Below are 15395 nucleotides of genomic sequence, written 5' to 3'. Positions count from 1 at the left end.
TTCCTTCGCCGGTCCGGGCACCGTGGATGTCGACAACGAAAACTATTGCGTCCATTCGCCGGTCGATGTCACCGACGCCTTCGAGATGCCGGTGCTGCTGTCGGCGCTCGGGCCGACGATGCTGCAACTCGCCGGCGAGCGGGCCGGGGGCACCGTGCTGTGGATGGCCGACGAGCGCGCCATCGCCGACCACGTCGTTCCACGCCTCACCGCGGCGGCCGCCCGGGCCGGGCGGCCCGCGCCCCGGATCGTCGCCGGTGTTCCCGTCGCGCTCTGCTCCAATGGCGAGGCGGACGAGGCTCGCGGCTACGCCAGCGAGGTGCTCGGACACGCCGACTTCTCGCCGAACTATGTGCGACTGTTGCAGCACGGCGACGCCGAAGACGTCGGTGACACCATGGCGGCAGGCGACGAGGCGACCGTCCTGGAGCGGTTGCGCCGCTACCGCGATGCCGGTGTCACCGACCTCGCGGTGCGAATCGTGCCGTTGGGCAAGGACATTGACGAGCGAACCAAGTCGCGACGCCGAACTCAGCAGTTTCTGTCGTCGCTGTGTCCGGCGTTGTGATCACCGCGAGGGCAGACCGAGTACGCGCTGCGCGATGATGTTGCGCTGGATCTCCGACGTGCCGCCCGCGATGGTGCCCGCGTAGCTGCTGATATAGCGCGCGAACCAGCTGGCGGTGAAAAGATCCGGGGCGTAAGGGTTGTACGGGGCCGTCAGCATCTTGTCCCGCAGCCCATCGGCCCCGGCGGCGTCCAGAGCGTGTCGCAGCGCGCTCTGCTCGGCCTCCGAGCCGAACACCTTCAGCACGGACAACGCCGCCACGTCCACGTCGCCGCTAGCCGCTTTACCCAGCGCGGCCGAACCGAGCAGCCGCAGCGCGTAGTAGTCCATCACGATGGTGGCGTAGTGGTCCGCATTCACCTCGTCGCTGGGCCGGTAGTCCTCGAGGAGTTGCTCGAGCCGGTTGGCGAACGCCATCCACATCAAAGTGCGCTCGTGGCCGAGCGAGCCGTTGGCGACCCGCCACCCGCCATTGAGCGGCCCGACCAAGTTATCCGCGGGCACCCGGACGTCGTTGAAGAACACCTCGTTGAAGTCCAGCTCGTCACGGTCATAGACCGAGGGGAAGGGGCGACGCACCAGACCGGGACTATCGGTCGGGATGAGCAGCGCGCTGATTCCCTTGTGCCGCGGAGCGTTCGGGTCCGTGCGAACGAACGTCAGGATCACGTCGGCATCATGGGCGCCGGAAGTCCACACCTTCTGCCCGTTGACCACGAACTCATCGCCGACCAATTCGGCCTTCGTCCGCAGCCCGGCCAGGTCGGAGCCGGCTCCCGGCTCGCTCATGCCGAGGGACGCGGTCTTGTCGGCGCGCAGGATCGGGACGGCCCAGCGCCGCTTCTGCTCTTCGGTGCCGAAGGACAACAGCGACGCGGCGATGATGCCGACGCCCTGGGGATTGAAGCAGTGGTAGATCCGGCGTCGCGACAGCTCCTCGCGATGTACGAACTGCTGCAGGATGTTTGCGTTGCGACCACCGAATTCCGGTGGGTTGCCGGGTAGTAGCCATCCGTGGTCGAACTGGAGTCGCTGCCAGCGGCGCGACCATTCGGGCACGTGCGAGGTCGACGACGGGCGCTCCGCGGCTTGGGCCTGCGTCGGCAGGTGTTCGGTGAGGAAGCCGACGAACTCCGCGCGAAAGGCTTCTACGTCGGCGTCAAAGGTGAGCTGCACGGCACTACTCCTCGGGGCGCGGACGGCTCAGCGCGTGAATCCCCACTCCGCCTCGTTCTCTTCGGTTTTGAGGTGCTCGGCCGGGTCCTCGGCGTCGGCCAACGGCGGCTGCGATGCGCGGGAGGTGCGCTGGCCGATTTCGGTGATGGCGTGCACCGGGCAGTCGAGCAGCGCCCGCATGACTGCGTCGCGATCCGCCTCCGCCACCGTGCCGTCCCCGATGAGCGATGCGTACCCCCAATCGTCCAGCGAGAAGTATCCGGGCGCGTGTTTGGCGCAGATGCCGAAGCCGTCGCAGATGGTGCGATCCAGCCGGATTTTCATGCTTGCCTCACAGGTTCCGCCTCGTAGGGACGGTCCGCGCGGAACGCACCGCGGGTGCAGTCCGGGCAGGTGCCGTCGAGATGGGCACTGACGGCGTCCGGGAACTGATCGAGCAGGCTGGCAGCGACGTTGGTCGCGGCATCCAGCGTTGCGCACGCACCGCGTCCGCGCAGCAGCACCGACCAGCGGCGCAACCGTTCGACGTCTTCTGCCGCCGCGGCGCCGTCGCGCAGCGCGCCGGCGGCCGCGGCCATCGCCGCCGTCCCGTTGAAGCACGATCCGCATTGACCCGCGTTTTCGCGATCGAAGTACGCGAGCACGGATGCGGCCACCGCGACGGGGCAGTCCTCGGTGATGATCGAAATCGCACCGCAGCCCAGCCCGCTGCCGACGCGGCGCATCGTCTCGTGGTCCAGGGTGGTCTCCAACACGGAGCGGTTGAGCAGACCGGCGAAGTAACCGCCCATCAGCGCTCCGCGCACCCGATCGGCCGGAACACCGTGCAGGGCAAGCAGTTCCGTGAACGGCAGCCCAAGCGGCAGTTCATACAGGACGGGAGGTCGCCCGCCCCCGGTGATGGTGGCCAGGAAGGTGCCCGACGACAGCGTCGTGCCCTGCGACCGAAAATCGGTCGATCCGTGGCCCTGCAGGTAGGGCAGGTTGGCCAGGGTCTCGACGTTGCTCACCAGCGTGGGCCGGTCATCGACGCCGGCTTCGAAGGGACGCGGCGGCTTGTCCGTCGGCTTGGCCGGGCCGCCGTTGATCGCGCGCACCGCGGCCGTCTCCTCGCCCGCCACGTACCCCGGCGCCACGGTGCGCAGGTCGACGGCGACGCCGAGCGCTCCGGGGTCCAACTCGCCCAGCGCGGATTCGATGCTGTGTGCCGATTCCTGATCGGACACGTAGACGTAGGCGCGGTCGGCGGCAACGATCGTCGCGGCCAGCCGCAGTCCGTCCAGGACGAGGTGAGGGCGATTGCGCAACAGCCAACGGTCCTTGACCGAAGCCGGTTCTCCCTCTTCGCCATTCGCCACGACGACGGGCACGCCCAGCAGTCGTCCGTTGTCGCGCACCGACCGCAGCTTCACCGACAGTGGGAACGCCGCACCGCCGCGCCCGACCAGGCCGCTCGATTCGACTTCGGTCAAGAATTCATCGGGGTCGCCAAGCGGGCGGTAGCCACCGACCTTGCGATAGGACGCTAGGTCCTCGCGGGCGCGCTCGCTCAGCAGCCGCGGCGTGCATCCGGGCAACGTCGCGGTGGCGATGGTGGTGGACTGAGTGGTGTTCAAGGCTGGCCTGCCATCGTGTTAGTTAGGCTTGCGCACATGCGAACTGCGGTGGTGCGTGTCAACGTCGACCCGGAAAGCGTGCTCACACCCGCACGACTACGCGACGGCATGGCGGCTCTCCTCGAGCTGGTAGCCGCGGCCGGCGCGGACGTGGTCGCCAATGACCTCGCATCCCGGCCCGCGACCCGCCGCGAAGTGGAGCTGCTCATCGCGGCCGAAGACGGCGACACGGCCAAAGCCACCGCAATCGGATTGTGCACCAGAGCATTCGGCGTTGATCCCGCTGCGGGAGTGGTCACCTTCGTCAGCCGGGGAACCGACGACGACGCGCACGGCGTGCTGTCCGCGTTCGGGCTCACCGGTGACATCGAGCGCACCCCCGGTGCGGACGGATTCGACATCGTCCAGGTGACCCTGCGCGAGTCCGATCTCGAACGGATCCCGGAAAGCCGCGTGCACACGGCGCTGGAGGCGTCGCTGAATTGCGAGGTCCACATCCACACCAGGTAGTGCACCGGTTCGCGCCATCACGAACCCAGGAATTCCAGAATGGCGGGCGCCGCCTGCACCCAGGTGTCGAACATGTTGAAGTGCTGCACCCGACCCGCGGCGCGGTCCTCCGACGCCCGCTCCCAGGCATCCTCGGGCCACGGCGGGTCGATGAGCTTCGATCCCTTGATCAGGCAGCTGACTTCCAGCGACGTCCGCTTCGGGTGATCCATGTCGTTCTCACCGCCACGAATGATCAACGTGGGCACCTTGATTCGGTCGAACATCTCGTCCTCGACGCCCGGAATCGTCTGTCCCGGCTTGGAGACGAAGGCGTTGAGCCAGCGCAGCATCAGCTTGAGGAACTCATCCTTGTCGAAGTCGAGGAAGCGCTGCTTGTTGTTCGGGTTCTCCTCGATGCGCTCACGCCATTCGGCCACCTTCATCACGCCGTCCATGCCGGTGCCGCGCACCGCGAGGATGCTGGGAATGATGTAGAACGAACCGAGCACGAAGGTGCCGTAAGTGCCGCCGACGATGTTCCACACCACGAGCTTGGTGACCATCGCGGGATAGAGCATCGTGGTCAGCATGGAATCCCTTGCCCCGCCGGAACCTCCGGCCAGAATGCAGCGCTCGAAGCCCAGGCCGGTCACCAGCTTGTGCAGCGTCTCGGCGCGCATGTGGGACTCGCTCTGCCCGTAGAACTGCACGTCCGAGGCCCCGCAGTTGGGGCGGTCCCAGAGCAGCACCCGGTAACCGCCCGCGGCCAGGGCGTCGGCCAGCGGACGCAGGCCGGGGATCTCCTTGCTGAACCGGCCGCCCGGCGTCAGCGCAATGAGATCGCCAGAGTCACCGAGGATTTCGTAGACGACATTTCCCCCGTTGATCTCGATAGAAGGCACCCGATTCTCCTGTGGTTAGGCCTGAACCAAAACGTCGTTGCCCACGACGCGCACCGGATAGGTGCGAATACTCCATTCCGGCTTGACCGCCGTCGTACCGGTCGCCAGCTCGAAACCCCATTGGTGCCAGGGGCAGTAGATGTATTCCAGGTCGCGCACCATGACCGAGTCGCCCGGCGCGGTCTCGTCGACGATGGTGCGCCCCCGGGCCCGTCCCGAACACAGCGGGCCGCCTTGGTGGGGGCAGTAGTTCGCGATGGCGTAGAAGGTGCCGTTGACGTTGTAGACGCCGACGCCGTGGCGCCCGATCGGTACCAGTTTGTGTGTGCCCGGCGGGATTTCGTCTACGGTGGCGACGACGTGCTCGCGGCCCTGGGCGAGACGGGGCTCGGGCCGTTTGGTTTCTTCCGTCAACTCAGAGCACCCGGGTCTGACCCTCGAGGACCGGCACGGTCTCGGGCAGGTGATAGGTCGCGATGCCGTTCTTGTACATCACGGCGTCGCGGGCGTGCTTGGGCAGGTGCTTGACCAACCAGCGCGGGTCATCGAACGTCCAGTGCGGGTAGTCCGAGGAGAACAGCAGGATCTTCTCGCACTCCATCCATTCCAGCGCGCGGGTCAGTTCCGTCTTGTCCTCGGGATAATCGAGCGGTTGGGTGGTGAACTTGATGTGGTCCTTGACGTATTCGGACGGTTTGCGCTTGATGTCGAGCCACGACTTGCGGGCGTCGTAAATCGCGTCCATGCGCCACATCAGCGGCAGGATCCAGCTGAAGGCGTGCTCGACGAACACGATCCGCAGCGTCGGGAACCGGTCGAAGACGCCGTCGAAGATCAGGCTCATCACTTGGTTGGCCGCCAGCAGGGAGTAGGTCACCATGAAGTCGTGGTTGTAGCTGGGGAATCCCACCGGCGGGATCGGCAGCTCGTCGAACTGGCTGCGCGACAGGTGGCAGCTCACGGTGATGTCATTCTTGGTGGCGGCCGCCCAGATCGGGTCGTACTTGGGGTGTCCCCAGGACGGCCGAGGCTCTGCCTTGATCAGGATCTGGGCCATGAAGGGGTGCCCGGCCCAGCGCTCGATCTCGCGCACCGACTCTTCCGGCTCCTCGATCGCGATGCAAATCGAGCCGCGCCACCGCTCGTGCCAGTTGTTGTGGCTGTCCAGCCAGTGATTGGCCTGCCAGTCGTTCAACGCGGCCGACATCGCATGCTGCGCTTCAGGAATGCGCGCCGGGTAGGCCGCGGGCTCCAGGATCGCGATGTCGGACCCGGCCTCCATGATCAGCTGGCGAAACGCCAAATCCGGGTCGCTGCAGGGGAACTCGCCGTTGGCCGGAAACGAGTCCACGCGCATCGCGTAGGAGTGCGCGTAGTCCGGTGCGTCGTAGTAGATCTGCTCACCAACGGTGCGAGTGAGAAAGTACTTGCTGCGCCACGGCTCGGGGATGTACGGGAGCAGCTCTCCGCGCTTGGGGGCCGGGTGGACATCCGAGTCGACGCAGCGGACGGCTATGCGCTCGGTAGCGGGAACCCGCTCCTGCGAATGGGTCAACGTCATCTGGCTCTCCTCAGTTTTCGCGATACTTCTACTGTGCGCCCACCCCGGCGGGAATGTCTATGCCGTAGAGCTGCGCCGCGTTGCGCCAGCACAGCTTCTCGCGCTGTTCGGCCGACAACGCGCTGGGCAGTTTGCTGACATCGCCGCATTGCCAGTGTGGATAACTCGAGCCGAACATCACCATGTCGTCCTTACCGGTGAAGCCAAACCACTCGCCGGCGAATTCGGCGTCGCCGGGGCCGTCGAGACTGCCCTGCACGAAGAACACGTGACCGGGCAGGTAGTCGCTGGGAATCCGCGGTGCCCACGGCGTCTGCTCCAGGTGCGGACGGCCGAAGGTGTCCATCCGCCAGATGAACGGCGTGATGAAGTCGGCGGCGCCGTCGCCCCAGACGAACTTGAGGCCGTCGAACCGCTCGAACACTCCCTCGGCGATCATGTTCATCAGGTGATACAGGTAGTTCAGCGCCATGAAGCTGACGTACTGCTCGTAGGTGCGGGTGTTGCCGTTCGGCGTCGGCGGGAATGCGATGCCCGACCCGACCTCGATGTGCGCGGCGACGGGTAGTCCGGCGTCGACGGCGGCCTCCCAGATCGGCCAGAACTGCGGTTTGCCGTACAGCTCGCGGGATTGCAGCGGGACGCCGATCTGGACCACCCGCGGGTGCGCACGCCACCGCTCGATCTCGCGCAGCGCGCCGGGGATGTCGTCGGGGTTCACCCGGATGGTGCCGCGGAACCGCTCGCCGAACTGGCTGGACTCCAGCCAGTTCGACACCATCATCTCGTTGTGCGCGGCGTGCAGGGCGCTGCCCAGGTGCCGGTCCGGCATGATGCCGCGCGCCATCGGGTGCAGCACCGCCACATCGACGCCGCGCTTCGAAAACAGTTCATTGGCAACGAAATCCGGGTCCGAACCCGGGTACTGGCGGTCCGGGCCCTCGGTGTTGGGCGCGTACTCACCGCCTGGGGCGCCGTACCAGTCCATCTCGTAATCGGGGAAGCCGCGGCTCTTGAACGGCTCGCGCAGGGTCTTGCGCAGGGCCTTGTTGGACGGGAAGAAGATGTGCACGCTGGCATCGATCAACGGGGTGCTGGTTCCGTCGGCGTGTGTGATCACAAGAGCCACCCTTCGGCTGCGGCGGCGAAAGCCGGCCGCGCGAGGTCAGATGATAGCCAATCTAACATTTCGTTCGGTGGTCCATCAACGGGTTTCCGGTAAGCATTTCGTTTATTCATCGTCGCTGGTGGCACGCGTTTTGTGGTCGTCGGAGCAAGTATGGTTCTTCTTTGCGGATAATACCATTCTCCGAGGTGGGGGAGGGACGCGATCGCGGGCTCGTCGCCGCGGCGGCCGGGGCGATGGGCTAGTCCGATGCCCCGCCCACCGTCACGCCCGCGGCCCGCTCGAACGGTTTGATCACCGTCGTGAAGTCGGATTCGGGCCCCTCGTCGCGGGCAAGGGCCTCCCACAGCCGGCCGATCGTCTCGGCGACCTCGGCGGGAACGCCAAGCGCCCGCGCTTCATCGAGGTAGAGCCGCACGTCCTTGAGCATCAGCCCGGTGGCGAAGCCGTAGTCGAAGGTGCGCGGCAGGATCGCGCGGGGGAACTTGTCGCGGCTCGCGCTCGTCGCACCCGATCCCGCGTTGAGCACCTCGATCATCACGGCGGGGTCGAGGCCGGCCTTGACGCCCATCACGACGACTTCCGCGGTGGCGGCCAAGACGTTGGCCGCCAAGATGTTGTTCGCCAGCTTCATCGTCTGCGCCGCGCCGGGCTTGTCGCCGACATACATCGGCCGGCCGAGCGCTTCGAGCGCGGTTCGCACGAGGTCGAATTCGTCGCGCGGGCCCGAAACCATGAGCGCCAGCGTCCCTTTCTCGGCCCCGCTGACACCGCCGCTGACCGGGCTGTCCATCGCCACGATGTCGCGCCGGGCCAGCATCGCGTGGATCTGCACCGCCATTTGGCTACCGACAGTGGACAAGTCGACGTAGCGCCGCACCCGCGCCCCCTCGATCACGCCCGCCGGGCCGGTCGCCACCTCCAGCGACACACTCGGGGTGGGCAGGCTGGCCAGCACCGTTTCGGCGCGGTCGGCGACCTCCTTGGCCGACGACGCCGGGCGGGCGCCAAGGGCGACGACGCGCTCGAGTGCCTCGCCGCTCGTGTCGAAGGCGACGACGTCGTGATTTTCCCGGAGGAGGCGGGATGCCATGGGAAGGCCCATATTTCCGAGTCCGATGAACCCGATCTTCATGTTGGGTCCCTTACCCCGATGGTGGCGACCCGGCCCCCGCAAGCGGGAGGTGCCCCCGGCGCCCGGCTCCGCCGCGCTAGCGGTCGCCACTATCCCGGTCCAGTTCGCCGAACGCCTCACCCGCGATGCGAAAGCTGTCGACGGCGGCCGGCACGCCGGCGTAGATGGCCACCTGCAGGAAGACCTCGCGGATTTCCTCACGGGTGACACCGTTGGTCAGCGCCGCCTTGATGTGTGTGCGTAATTCGTTGGGCCGGTTGAGCACCGAGATCATCGCCAGGTTGAGCATGCTGCGGGTCTTGCGCGGGAGTTCCTCGCGGCCCCAGACGGCACCCCAGCAGTATTCGGTGACGAGGTCTTGCAGGGGCCCGGTGAAGTCGTCCGCGTTGGCCAACGCGCGGTTGACATACTCCTCGCCCAGCACCTCGGAGCGGATGTCAAGCCCCCGCTGGTAGGTTTCGCGATCCAATGCACATCTCCCTTCAATTCGGGGCAGCGGCCCTCGATGTAGTCGCGCGTGCGCTGGCGAGGTTCCGATTGCCTGAGCGCAGTCTTGCACCGTGGTCGCTCGGCGGGGTCTACAGTCGAGGTTCTAATGAAGCTGTCCACTTTCTGTTCTCATTGCCGCCGGACGGGTGCTTCAACGTCGCGGTAACCAAAAGTCTTGCGCCGCAAGGAATACGAACTGACGGTGCGGACCTGGGCGACTCTGGACGTAGAGGAGAAGCAGTGACCGGAGCAAGCGCTGACATCTGGGAAGTGATGTCGACGGCCCGGACCATCGGCGCTTCACCGACGAGCCGGTGGACGATGCGACCCTGGCGCGGTGTCTCGAGGCGGCCAGGTGGGCCCCCTCGGGCGCCAATGCGCAAGGCTGGCGATTCGTGGTGCTGCGATCGCCCGAGCAGCGGGCGGTGGTGGCCAAGGCCGCGGCCCACGCGCTGGAAGTGATCGAGCCGGTCTACGGCATGAACCGGCCCGCCGACGACGACAACAGCCGTCGAGCCCGCACCTACCGTGCGACATACGAATTGCACGACCGCGCCGGTGAATTCACTTCGGTCCTGTTCGCCCAGGCGCATTACCCGACGGCGTCCGAACTGCTGCTCGGCGGTTCGATCTTTCCCGCCATGCAGAACTTCCTGCTGGCCGCCAGGGCCCAGGGCCTGGGTGCCTGCCTGACCAGCTGGGCCTCGTACGGCGGTGAGCAGCTGCTGCGGGAGGCCGTCGGGGTACCCGAGGGCTGGATGATCGCCGGCCACATCGTGGTGGGGTGGCCGAAGGGCAAACATGGCCCGCTGCGCCGGCGTCCGCTGGCCGAATTCGTCAACCTCGACCGCTGGGACCAAGCCGCCGACGGCGTCCTCGACGGTGCCCGAGCCCCCGGCTAGCTGGGCGCTCGAAGCCATTGGCCCGGCGAACCGGGCGCGCGGCGGGATGGCCTGTTTGATACCCCATGCCCGGATTCAGAGATTATTACTTCCGCAACCGAGAATGGTATTCTCGCCGTGACAGTTACGACGAGAGGCGGCGCGGATGCTGTTGGAGTTCGATGCTGACCAGCGACTGTGGCAGGACACGGTGCGCGACGCCGTCGCGAAGCAGTGCCCGCCGTCGTTGGTGCGCAGCGTGGCCGAAGAGGGCGTCGACCCGAGCCCGTTGTGGAAATCGTATGTAGACCAGGGCTGGACCGAGCTCAGCGATGCGGACAGCGCCGTCGAGTTGGCCATCGTGCTCGAGCAGCTCGGCCACGCCACCGACCCCACCCCTTACCTGGCGACGATGAGCCAGTTCGCGCCGCTCGCCGCGGACCGCTTCGACCCACACCAGTCGGGCACCGCGGTCTATAGCGGGGTCGCCGCGCACCGCGACGCCGAGGGTTGGGTCCTGGAAGGCACCGCGCGGCACGTGCTCGACGGAGATCGCGCGGATCGGCTGGCGGTGGTGACCGACGCCGGGGTGTTCCTGGTCGCGTCCGGTCAGGTGTCGGCCCGGCGCGCGGCGGTGTTCGATCCGGTACTGCACGTCGCCGACCTGTCGTTCGCCGAGGTTCGGGTGCCCGACAGTGACCGGCTGACCGTCGACGCGGAACGCGCTCACCATTTCGCGTTGACCGGCATGGCGATCACGATGGTGGGCGCCTGCCAACGCATCCTCGACCTGGTGCTCGAGCACGTGAGTAGCCGCCAGCAGTTCGGCGTGGCGATCGGCTCGTTCCAGGCCGTGCAGCACAAGGCCGCCGACATGCACGTCGCCGTGCAACGGGCGCGCGCGCTGGCCTACTTCGCCGCGTTGACGATCGCGGCCGACGATCCGCGCCGCCGGCTGGCGGCCGCGATGGCCAAGGCGTCGGCCGGCGAATGCCAGTCGCTGGTGTTCCGGCACGGCCTACAGCTGCATGGCGCAATGGGATTCACGTGGGAGAACGACCTGCAGTTCGCGCTGAAACGAGCCAAGGCGGGCGAGTTGATGCTCGGCGGCGCGGCGGAGCACCGGGCGCGGATCGCGGAGGAATACCGTGCAGCTGACTTTTGATTCCGACGTCGAGGAGTTCCGGGCGGAGTTCTCGGCGTTCCTTGATGAAAACCTGCCTCCCGCAAGCGAAACGCTCGAACGCCCCCGGTCGGTCTCGCACATGCCGCAGTGGGCCCGCGACTGGCAGCGGCTGTTGTTCGACAACGGCTGGCTGCTGCCCAGCCAGCCGCCGGAATTCGGCGGGCGCAACGCCACGGTCATTCAGCAGTTCGTCTATCTCGAGGAACTGAGCCGCCGGCGGATCTACCACAGCTTCAACCCGCAGGGCGTGAATATTGTTGGGGCATCGCTGTTGTCGTTCGGCAGCGACGAGCAGAAGCGGCGTTGGGCGGTGCCGATTTTGCGGGCCGAGATCACCGCTTCGCTCGGCATGAGCGAACCGAGCGCGGGTTCCGACCTGGCGTCGCTGCGCACTCGCGCGGTGCTGGACGGCGGTCACTTCGTGGTCAATGGCCAGAAGGTGTGGACCTCGGGGGCCCACGACGCCGACATCCTGCTGACGTTCGTGCGGACCAATCCGGATGTGCCGAAGCACAAGGGAATCAGCGCGCTCATCATCCCCACCGATACCCCGGGGCTGGTGCGCCGGCCGTTCCCGTCGATCTGCGGTGCCGACGATCTCGATTTCAACGAGGTGTTCTTGACCGACGTTCGGGTGCCGGCCGAGAACCTGGTCGGGGAGCTCGACCAGGGGTGGCGGGTGGCCAACGGCTCGCTGGGACATGAACGCACGATGATGTGGCTGGGTTTCGCCGATCGCCTGGAGAACATGATCGACGATTTCCATCCGAGCACCGACGTCGAGCGTGACCAATACGCCAGCACCATCATGGACAAGCAGGCCCTACGGCTGCTGGGTTCGGCGGCTCTGGCGCGCGCCGCGCGTGGCGAAGATGATGTGGCCGCGATCTCGGTGCTCAAGCTGCTCGGCTCCGAGGCCGAGTTGCGTGGCATGGAACTGGCGCTGACGTCCGCGGGATCCGACGGACTGGTGCACCCGGGCCTGACGGGCCCGTACGCGCACATGAACCTCGACCACTACTTCGCCAGCTGGTTCGAGCGCTACGCCCGCAGCTTCTCCGGGACCATCGCCGGCGGCACGTCGGAGATCCAGCGCAACATCATCGCCCAGCGGGTACTCGGCCTGCCGCGCGGCTAGCGCGGTCATAGGGCTTGCTGAGAGCCGTTGCTGGGCAAGGCGATCCGGCTCACACCCGGGGTGTGCAGCTGGCCGGCCAGCCACGGCAGCGCGGTGGAGAACGCCATGCCGGCGGTCGGCCAGTCGTGCTTTCCGGTCTGGGCCACCACCGCGCAGTCGATGCCGTTGGCTCGGCCCAGCCCGCACAGGGACGAGGCGGCCGCGGCCTGGTTGCCCGGGTCGGCGGCGGCGGCGCGACCGGCGACGGCCATTGCGGCGGTGTCCACGGTTGTGACGTCGCGGCGCGGTGAATCACCCGACGAGATGGCGAACCAACCGGATACCCCGGTGTAGCGTCCGTGGCGGTTGATCACCGTGGTCGGGTCGAATCTCGCCCACGCGTCGGCATCGCCGTCGAACAGGTTGGCGATGGTTTGCTCCTTGGTCCCGGTGTTGGGGGTCAGGTCGCCCTCGATGTCGACGAACGAGCTGAACATGTTGGGGTGCATGACGGTCAGGTCCACCGCGCAGGTTCCGCCCATCGACCAGCCGACGACACCCCAGCGGGACGGGTCGGGGCTGACACCGAAGTTCGAGACCAGGTAGGGCACAACGTCTTTGGTCAGGTGATCGGCCGCGTTGCCGTGGCTTCCGTTGACGCATTCGGTGTCGTTGTCGAACGCGCCGCCCGGATCGACGAACACCAGCACCGGCGCGTTGCCGTCGTGCGCGGCCGCGAAGGCGTCGACGGCGTCCACGGCGCCGCCGGCGCGCACCCAGTCGGCGGGCGTGTTGACCATGCCGCCGATCATCATCACCGTCGGCAACTGCGGCGGCGGGTAGCTGGCGAACCAGGCCGGCGGCAGGTAGACGAGTTCCTCACGGTGCTTGAATTGCGAAGCGTCTTCGGGGATCACGACCGGCACCAGGCTGCCGTGCGGCGGCTTGGAGCCCTTCGCCGCCAGCGTGGTGACCGTGGCCTTGTCGACCTGGTCGGGCAGCGGAACCGAGGTGAACTGATTCCACGCGCTCTGGACGGTCTGGAAGTAACCGACCCATTGGTTGAGCACCAGCAGCGAGCAGAGCAGGCACAGCGGCACGGCCAGGATGGATAGTCCGCGCCGCCACCACCGCGCACCGCGCCAGCCCAGGATCAGCACCGCCATGGCCACACCGACCAACGCGATCCAGACGTATAGCGCGTCCGGTGCCGCCGCGCTGATGCAGCGGCGCGCCCCGAGCGCCGTGCCGACCCCGGCGACGGCAGCGGCGGGCAGCCAGAGCAGGCGCCAACGACGCGATCGCCAGCCGGCGGCAACCGCCAGGGTGAGCGGGGTGACGATCTGGGCCGTGATCGGGACCCAACCGTGCATCAGAGATATGTGGTTGCCCAGTAGCGACATGGCGATTCCTCCTCCCGGGTGCCGGCGATTGAGCGGCATGAGAAAAGGATCGAATGCCGGCCTCGGCGGATCCTTGGTGAATCCTTGGGCACAGTCCTGGCGGCCGGAGCCCGGCGGCGCAGGTTCGCTGCGTCGAGTGTGAATCCACGGTGTCGAGTGTGAATCCATGGCGGCCGCCGCCGGCGTGTCGGCGCCCTCAGCTCACAGTGAAAGCCATGGGTTCACACGCAACGGTCGAACTAGCTGAAACGGCCTAGACCGGATCGAACTTGGTGATCAGCCAGGCGCCGTTGACTCGGGTCAAACTCACCAGCACGCTGCTGGAAGCCATCGCGGGGTCGGGAGTGTCCTTGCTCGTGGTGCTCTGGTCGACCAGCACCAGCACGACCGCCGAATTCGGGTGCAATTCCTGAACCGCGGCCCCCAACACCCGGGCGTTGGTTTTCAGCGACTTCTGCTTGGCTGCCGGCGCGACGATCTGTTCGGTGAACTGGTTGTAGTACGACAAGAAGTCCCCGGACAGGTGGGTCTTGGCGTTGGCGAAGTCCTTGTCGAGCGACTCCGGCGAGTACGACAGCAACGCGACGGTTCCGTCGGACGCCGCATTGGCGACCGTGCTCGCGACGCTGGCGTCGGTCTGTTTGTCGGGCCGGTACTGCTTGAAGTACAGCCAGGTCGCCGTGCCGCCGGAAAGCAGCAGCAGCACAATCAGAATCACGGGAACGACTTTCACCCTGCGCCGCGCAGGTGGAGCGCTACTTTCGTCGCGGTCGGTTTGGTCGACAGACTCGTGGTCGACGGAGTCGTCGGCAGTGTCGACGGCTGTGTCGATGCCGGGCTGGTCCTCGCTCACGGAATGAACTCCACGTTGGACATCTTGTATTGCCCGCCGTCGTTTTTCACGGTCACCTTCAGCCGCCAATTGCGTGGTGCGTCCTTGGCGCCCGCGGCGTTGGTGACGTGCGAGGTGGCCGCGACGAGAACCAACGCAAAATCCCCGTTGATCGTTTGTACGGCCGCCGCGTTCACGCTTCCCTGCGTGACCACTTTGGACTGTTCGACGACGGTCGTGAAATCCTTTGCGCGCGCTTGGAAGTCGTCCCGGAACGGGCCGGTCGAGCTGTCGATCACCCGTTGGACGTCCTCCTTGGCCTTGTTGAAGTCCATGGAAGTCAGGTTGACGACACCTTGTCGGGCGCCCGCGAGAATGTTCGCGGCGCGGTGGTTGCGCTCGATCGTTTCATTGTGGTTCCACACCATGTATCCGCTGGCGCCGAGGAAGGCGCAGATGAGCAGGATGACCGCCGCCTTCCACACCACGGACCACGAGGGCAGCCGCAGACGCCGCCGAGAGCGGGCCGACTTGGCTTGCGCTTCTGTCCCTTCGGCGGTTTCGTCGGAGGCTTCGCGCTCGTTCTCGGCTGCTTCGGTGCCGGTTGCCTCGACGGTTTCGGTGACGTCGTCGTCGGTCTCCGGCTCGGCGGTGTCGGTTCCGTCTTCTTCGGCGGCCGGCGCCTCTTGGGCGGTCTCGGGCTCGGTTGTGGCCGCGGTCGCTGTCTCGGTCTCGGTCTGGGCCAGCGCTTCGCGCCGGAGGCGGGCGGCGCGAGCGCGGGCGCGGGCCGCGGCGGCCAGCGCCTCGGCTTCGGCGGCCTCGGCCTCGGCCTCCTCGAGCAACGCCTGCACGTCGGCCTTCGAGGTGGCCGAATCCACCGGCGCCTTCTTCTCGTCAGCCATCGTGCCTGC

16 protein-coding genes and 1 pseudogene are annotated in these 15395 nt (G+C 67.0%); 5 read left to right on the top strand and 12 right to left on the bottom strand.

Translation table 11 applies throughout. From position 1 onward, the window contains the following. The coding region (locus tag A5624_RS08250; protein ID WP_156748928.1) for an LLM class flavin-dependent oxidoreductase at positions 1 to 568 on the top strand (568 nt) is incomplete at its 5' end. On the opposite strand, the gene A5624_RS08245 is transcribed toward A5624_RS08250, so the two are convergent. From A5624_RS08245 to A5624_RS08235, 3 genes are read right to left on the bottom strand one after another with little or no spacing between them, the layout of a single operon-like run. Beyond that, positions 569 to 1744 (bottom strand): acyl-CoA dehydrogenase family protein, encoded by a 1176-nt coding sequence (locus A5624_RS08245; RefSeq protein WP_066864383.1) that lies wholly within the window; start codon positions 1742 to 1744, stop codon positions 569 to 571. 27 nt (positions 1745 to 1771) lie between these two features. Next, positions 1772 to 2068: a ferredoxin gene (locus A5624_RS08240; protein ID WP_066864380.1), complete on the bottom strand. Its 297-nt coding sequence runs from the start codon at positions 2066 to 2068 to the stop codon at positions 1772 to 1774. Further along, entirely contained in the window at positions 2065 to 3360 is a 1296-nt protein-coding gene (locus tag A5624_RS08235) for an NADH-ubiquinone oxidoreductase-F iron-sulfur binding region domain-containing protein (RefSeq protein ID WP_066864378.1), read from the bottom strand. Before A5624_RS08235 ends, A5624_RS08240 begins: the two co-directional genes overlap by 4 nt. A 36-nt stretch (positions 3361 to 3396) precedes the next feature. Here A5624_RS08235 and A5624_RS08230 point away from each other — a divergent pair, with 36 nt between their 5' ends. After that, positions 3397 to 3870: a hypothetical protein gene (locus A5624_RS08230; RefSeq protein WP_066864375.1), complete on the top strand. Its 474-nt coding sequence runs from the start codon at positions 3397 to 3399 to the stop codon at positions 3868 to 3870. 17 nt (positions 3871 to 3887) lie between these two features. Here A5624_RS08230 and A5624_RS08225 read toward each other — a convergent pair whose 3' ends face one another. The 6 genes from A5624_RS08225 to A5624_RS08200 form a co-directional block, all read right to left on the bottom strand. Continuing rightward, positions 3888 to 4754, bottom strand: coding sequence for an alpha/beta fold hydrolase (locus A5624_RS08225; RefSeq protein WP_066864372.1), 867 nt, complete (start codon positions 4752 to 4754; stop codon positions 3888 to 3890). Positions 4755 to 4769: 15 nt separating this feature from the next. Then, entirely contained in the window at positions 4770 to 5168 is a 399-nt protein-coding gene (locus A5624_RS08220) for a Rieske (2Fe-2S) protein (RefSeq protein WP_064882584.1), read from the bottom strand. Between the two features lies 1 nt (position 5169). After that, entirely contained in the window at positions 5170 to 6315 is a 1146-nt protein-coding gene (locus A5624_RS08215; RefSeq protein WP_066864369.1) for an amidohydrolase family protein, read from the bottom strand. A gap of 28 nt (positions 6316 to 6343) precedes the next feature. After that, positions 6344 to 7435 (bottom strand): amidohydrolase family protein, encoded by a 1092-nt coding sequence (locus tag A5624_RS08210; protein ID WP_066864365.1) that lies wholly within the window; start codon positions 7433 to 7435, stop codon positions 6344 to 6346. Positions 7436 to 7682: 247 nt separating this feature from the next. Beyond that, positions 7683 to 8576: an NAD(P)-dependent oxidoreductase gene (locus A5624_RS08205; RefSeq protein ID WP_066864362.1), complete on the bottom strand. Its 894-nt coding sequence runs from the start codon at positions 8574 to 8576 to the stop codon at positions 7683 to 7685. 76 nt (positions 8577 to 8652) lie between these two features. Next, positions 8653 to 9045 carry a carboxymuconolactone decarboxylase family protein gene (locus A5624_RS08200; protein ID WP_008253716.1) on the bottom strand — a complete coding sequence of 131 codons (393 nt, stop codon included), beginning with the start codon at positions 9043 to 9045 and terminating at the stop codon, positions 8653 to 8655. 293 nt (positions 9046 to 9338) lie between these two features. Between A5624_RS08200 and A5624_RS08195 the strand changes: the two are divergent. From A5624_RS08195 to A5624_RS08185, 3 genes and pseudogenes are all read left to right on the top strand, one after another. After that, positions 9339 to 9967: pseudogene (locus A5624_RS08195) on the top strand (nitroreductase family protein). A 145-nt stretch (positions 9968 to 10112) separates the two neighbouring features. Continuing rightward, on the top strand, positions 10113 to 11111 hold the full coding sequence (locus A5624_RS08190) for an acyl-CoA dehydrogenase family protein (protein ID WP_066864359.1): 999 nt from the start codon (positions 10113 to 10115) through the stop codon (positions 11109 to 11111). Further along, positions 11095 to 12270, top strand: coding sequence for an acyl-CoA dehydrogenase family protein (locus tag A5624_RS08185; protein WP_066864356.1), 1176 nt, complete (start codon positions 11095 to 11097; stop codon positions 12268 to 12270). Before A5624_RS08190 ends, A5624_RS08185 begins: the two co-directional genes overlap by 17 nt. A 5-nt stretch (positions 12271 to 12275) precedes the next feature. On the opposite strand, the gene A5624_RS08180 is transcribed toward A5624_RS08185, so the two are convergent. The 3 genes from A5624_RS08180 to A5624_RS08170 form a co-directional block, all read right to left on the bottom strand. Then, positions 12276 to 13691: an alpha/beta hydrolase gene (locus A5624_RS08180; protein WP_369827454.1), complete on the bottom strand. Its 1416-nt coding sequence runs from the start codon at positions 13689 to 13691 to the stop codon at positions 12276 to 12278. 214 nt (positions 13692 to 13905) lie between these two features. Continuing rightward, positions 13906 to 14505 carry a hypothetical protein gene (locus A5624_RS08175; RefSeq protein ID WP_066864350.1) on the bottom strand — a complete coding sequence of 200 codons (600 nt, stop codon included), beginning with the start codon at positions 14503 to 14505 and terminating at the stop codon, positions 13906 to 13908. Beyond that, on the bottom strand, positions 14502 to 15386 hold the full coding sequence (locus tag A5624_RS08170; protein ID WP_066864347.1) for a hypothetical protein: 885 nt from the start codon (positions 15384 to 15386) through the stop codon (positions 14502 to 14504). The genes A5624_RS08175 and A5624_RS08170 overlap by 4 nt, the downstream gene beginning before the upstream one ends. Positions 15387 to 15395 lie beyond the last annotated feature (9 nt).

It is taken from the genome of Mycobacterium sp. 1482292.6 (assembly GCF_001672995.1).
GTDB classification, from domain to species: domain Bacteria; phylum Actinomycetota; class Actinomycetes; order Mycobacteriales; family Mycobacteriaceae; genus Mycobacterium; species Mycobacterium europaeum_A.
The sequence above is the reverse complement of the archived record's forward strand: the minus strand, read 5'-3'. Positions and strand labels throughout refer to the sequence as shown.